We start from the raw sequence: 4003 nt of genomic DNA on the forward strand, positions 1-4003 counted from the left end.
GGAGAATCTAAACAATTTTTCTTTGCGTTCTTTGTGTCTTTGCGAGAAATAAAAATTATAATTAAAATTATGGATAAACAAAAAGAAGTACTTAAAGTGCCTAGAGTGCCTAAAGTACTTAGAGTTAGTGTATCGAATAAACGAATCCTCCTTCGCTAAAGCTACGGAGGAGAATCTAAACAATTTTTCTTAGCGTTCTTTGCTTGCCCCATAAGGAAGAATGACTGTATCGGGGCGTCTTTGCGAGAAACAAATTTAAACTGTTTAAGGGGGGACTCAACTTTAAGTACTTTAAACTTTAGGCACTCTAAGTACTTCTTCAAAAATGCTTTAGGCTTTCTTCCAAGTAGGGGTGATTTTGGGGAATTAAATTTATTTTACTTAATGTTTTTCCAACTAAGAAAATAAAAAGACCTGCAAAACCTAAGTAAATTCCTATTTCAATAAATCCTATTTTGAGCACCCCGCATGTAGCAGGAACTATTTGCTCATATAAATCTGTATAGTGTCCTAGCAATAAAATTAAAGCAATAAATATTAAAACCGATTTCTTTTTTGCCAAATAATTAGGTAGTAAAACAATGAATGGAATTACAAAATTCAAAATTAGATTTACGATAAACAAAGTTTGAGAGAAATTTTCTCGTCTGTAAATAAAATACTGTGTTTCTTCTGGAATGTTTGCATACCAAATTATCATATATTGAGAATACCATAAATAAGCGAAAATGATACTTAGAATAAATAAATATTTTGAGAAATCATGCCAATGAGCTTTGCTGATAAATGGCAGATATCCGGTTGAGTGAAGCAAAATTGCAATTAAAAGAATAACAGCAATTGAGTGATAAAATGCAGATACAAAGTTTTTTACAGCGAAAAGCGTACTATACCAAATAGGCTCAATACTCATAACCCAGTCGATAGTTGCAAAAGTAAAAGTGAATGCTAAAACAAAAATTAATACTTTTGAGTAAAATTCACTTTTATGGAAAAATTTTAAACCTCCTTCAATATCTTCCTTTATCGAAAAATGTTTCAATATTTTTGTCAGGACAATCCAAAGAGTAAAAAAAACAATTAAACGAATAACGAAAAACCCATTATTTAAATATGCTGATTTGTGATGGATTAATTGCATTTCTTTTTCATCAAATATTCCGCTTTCCTCAGCATTTGTCCAAGGATAAAGATATTTCATTCCAAAGAGAAAAACAGCAATCATAATTACTCCTGCAATAGGAATGTAACTACTTAATGATTCGGGAATTCTTTTAAAAGCAACAGACCATCCTGATTGTGTAACATATTGTATTGCAAGAAAAAAAGATGCACCAATTGCAAGTGAAAGAAAATAATAATTGTTTAACAAAATATTTGCCCAAGCTCTTTCTTTATCGGTAAAAAAAGCAATTGTTATTGCTGTAATACCTATCAACATCAAAAATAAAGAGACAAATTTAAGATTTGATTTGAAAACAAACTTTTCTTCAATATTTATATCCTTTAATTGCATTAATAATTATTATTCAGTTTTGAAGTTATTTTTTATAAAAAGAATTATTTTCCAACGATTTTCAGCTTTTATTTGTGAAGCATGAGCACCCATAACAATTGAGCCTTTTGAAATTGTGTGATAAATATTTCCGTCTTTTTTATTCCGAACAAAATCACTACTTAAATCCAAGGGTTGAACATTAAAAAGTTTAGCTGTGTAAAGATATCCGTCTCCTTTTCCCTGATGACCATGACAGTTTGCACAAAATATTTCAAACTGTTCTTTTCCTTTTCGTAAATTTTCTTTTTTTGCTGTAAAAGGATTTTCCAATTCCTCACCCGCTGTTGTTTTATCTTCAATCTGATATGGAATCATTTCTCTTGGTATTGTTCCCTCAACCGGTTGTTGCATTGTTATAGCGTTTTTAAATACAGGATTTTCCGAATAAGTTTCATAAGCCTCAGAAGTAGCCATATCAGGGAAATAAGCACGTCCAGTATCATTTCTATCGTGTTTACAAGAAATAATTGTAGTTAGCAACAGTAAAAAAAGAAATATTCTCTTTAGATTTTTCATTGTTTATCAATATTTTCCACTCCGTTTTTAATCATAATTTCATCAATCTTTTTTACATCATCATCACTTAGTTTTTTAGTTTTATTTATTAATATCAAAAATTTATCATCTGTTATCCCTTGATAGGCAAATTTCGATTTTGTAGCAATACCTTTATTTTTTGTAACAAAAAAAGTAATAAGTGTAAAAAATATTACAAACAAAATTGTTACAATAAAAATTACCACAACAAATGAAATATTAAATTGGGGTTTTCCTCCTGTCATTAACGGATAATCAATTACATTTGTCCAATACAGGAATACAAGAATTGCAAAAAAACCAATCACTCCATAAATAAAAGCTACCGTATTGATTCTTGTTTTTAACTTAAGTTTTTCAAAAACTTTTTCAATAGCAAAAGGAGTTATCACATCATCAATATCAAAACCATTTTCTTGCAAACTATCTATTGAGTTAAGCAACTTATCTTCATCATTAAAAACACCTATTATTTTTTGAATATTCATTTTAAAAGAATTTAATTTTTTTAGCTTGTTTTTTTATTTATCATTTTAAGTTCATTCATTGCCATCATTGGAATCCATCTCATAAAAATAAGTAATCCGAGAATAAAAAATCCTATTGAACCTACAAACAAAAGTATCTCAACAATAGAGGGAGAATAATCTGCCCAAGTAGCAGGTAAATAATCTTTTGTAAGTGAAGTAACAACAATATTAAAACGTTCAAACCACATTCCGATATTAATTATTATAGAAATTATTAAAACAAGATTAATATTTCGTCTGATTTTTTTGCTCCAAAATAATTGAGGAACAACAGCATTACAAACAATCATTATCCAAAAAGCAATCATGTGCTCACCCCTTGCCCTGTTGTGAAAAAATGTATAAAAATCATAATCATTTCCCGAAAACCAAGCGAAAAATATTTCCATTGTGTAAGCTGTACCCATTATCAAACTTATAAAAATCAGGATTTTACCAATTGCTTCAAGATGTCCGTCAGTAACAAAATCCTGAAATTTAAAAGCTTTGCGAATTATTATCATTAGCGTAAGCACCATAGCAAAACCTGAAAAAATTGCTCCTATTACAAAATATGGAGGGAATATTGTTGAATGCCAGCCGGGTACAATACTTATTGCAAAATCCATGGAAACAACCGAATGTACTGCAACAACCAATGCCGCTGTTAATCCGCCAAGAATAAGAACCGTAACTTCATAACGTAACCATGTTTTTACATGACCTACCCATCCAAAACTTAAAATATTGTAAATAAAACGTTTGCTTTTTGACTTTGCTCTATCTCTGACAGTTGCAAGGTCGGGTATCATTCCAATGTACCAAAAAGCTATTGAAGCAAATAAATATGTAATAATTGCGATTACATCCCAGAACAAAGGGGAGTTGTAATTTACCCACAAACCTCTGATTGTCGGATATGGAATAATATAGAAAAAATACCAAATTCTTCCCATGTGAATTAGGGGGAATAAACTTGCGGCAATAACCGCAAAAACAGTCATAGCTTCGGCAGCACGATTTATTGATGTTCGCCATTTTTGGCGTAAGACAAGAAGGAAAATTGAAAAAGCTGTTCCCGCATGACCGATTCCAATCCACCAAACAAAGTTAATGATTGACCAGCCCCATGCAACATCGTTATTGATTCCCCAAACGCCAATGCCTTTGCTAACTGTAATGTAGGCTGCCCAAACACCAAGAAGAAGCATAAAAATTGAAATACCCAGAGCAATATACCACCAAGCAGGAGCTTTCTTTTCCATAGGAGCAAGCACCTCATTGGTTATTTGCCCATAAGACTTATTTCCTTTTATTAAAGCACCTCTTATCTTTTTGTTGTACATCTTCTTTTTAAACTAATTTTATGCTATCTTTTAATTTTTTAAATATTTTTCAT

The 4003-nt window shown here is 30.7% G+C and carries 4 protein-coding genes; all 4 read right to left on the reverse strand.

Annotation, left to right across the window (positions count from 1 at the left end; all coding sequences use genetic code 11):
- Nucleotides 1-319: 319 nt before the first annotated feature.
- Genes U9R42_12635 through nrfD form a run of 4 tightly spaced genes read right to left on the reverse strand, consistent with a single transcriptional unit; the run spans nucleotide 320 to nucleotide 3950 of the window.
- A complete protein-coding gene (locus U9R42_12635; protein MEA3496864.1) occupies nucleotides 320-1516 on the reverse strand; it encodes a quinol:cytochrome C oxidoreductase in 1197 nt (398 codons plus the stop codon).
- 9 nt (nucleotides 1517-1525) lie between these two features.
- On the reverse strand, nucleotides 1526-2074 hold the full coding sequence (locus tag U9R42_12640; protein ID MEA3496865.1) for a c-type cytochrome: 549 nt from the start codon (nucleotides 2072-2074) through the stop codon (nucleotides 1526-1528).
- Nucleotides 2071-2583 carry a DUF3341 domain-containing protein gene (locus tag U9R42_12645; protein MEA3496866.1) on the reverse strand — a complete coding sequence of 171 codons (513 nt, stop codon included), beginning with the start codon at nucleotides 2581-2583 and terminating at the stop codon, nucleotides 2071-2073. The genes U9R42_12640 and U9R42_12645 overlap by 4 nt, the downstream gene beginning before the upstream one ends.
- Before the next feature lie 20 nt (nucleotides 2584-2603).
- A complete protein-coding gene (gene nrfD / locus U9R42_12650; protein MEA3496867.1) occupies nucleotides 2604-3950 on the reverse strand; it encodes an NrfD/PsrC family molybdoenzyme membrane anchor subunit in 1347 nt (448 codons plus the stop codon).
- Nucleotides 3951-4003: the final 53 nt, after the last annotated feature.

The sequence above is a fragment of the Bacteroidota bacterium genome (assembly GCA_034723125.1).
In the GTDB taxonomy this organism is placed as follows: domain Bacteria; phylum Bacteroidota; class Bacteroidia; order CAILMK01; family JAAYUY01; genus JAYEOP01.

Coding starts and splice junctions, on each gene's coding strand:
- U9R42_12640 (MEA3496865.1), bottom strand. CDS start 2,074: ATGAAAAATCTAAAGAGAATATTTCTTTTTTTACTGTTGCTAACTACA.
- U9R42_12645 (MEA3496866.1), bottom strand. CDS start 2,583: ATGAATATTCAAAAAATAATAGGTGTTTTTAATGATGAAGATAAGTTG.
- nrfD (MEA3496867.1), bottom strand. CDS start 3,950: ATGTACAACAAAAAGATAAGAGGTGCTTTAATAAAAGGAAATAAGTCT.
- U9R42_12635 (MEA3496864.1), bottom strand. CDS start 1,516: ATGCAATTAAAGGATATAAATATTGAAGAAAAGTTTGTTTTCAAATCA.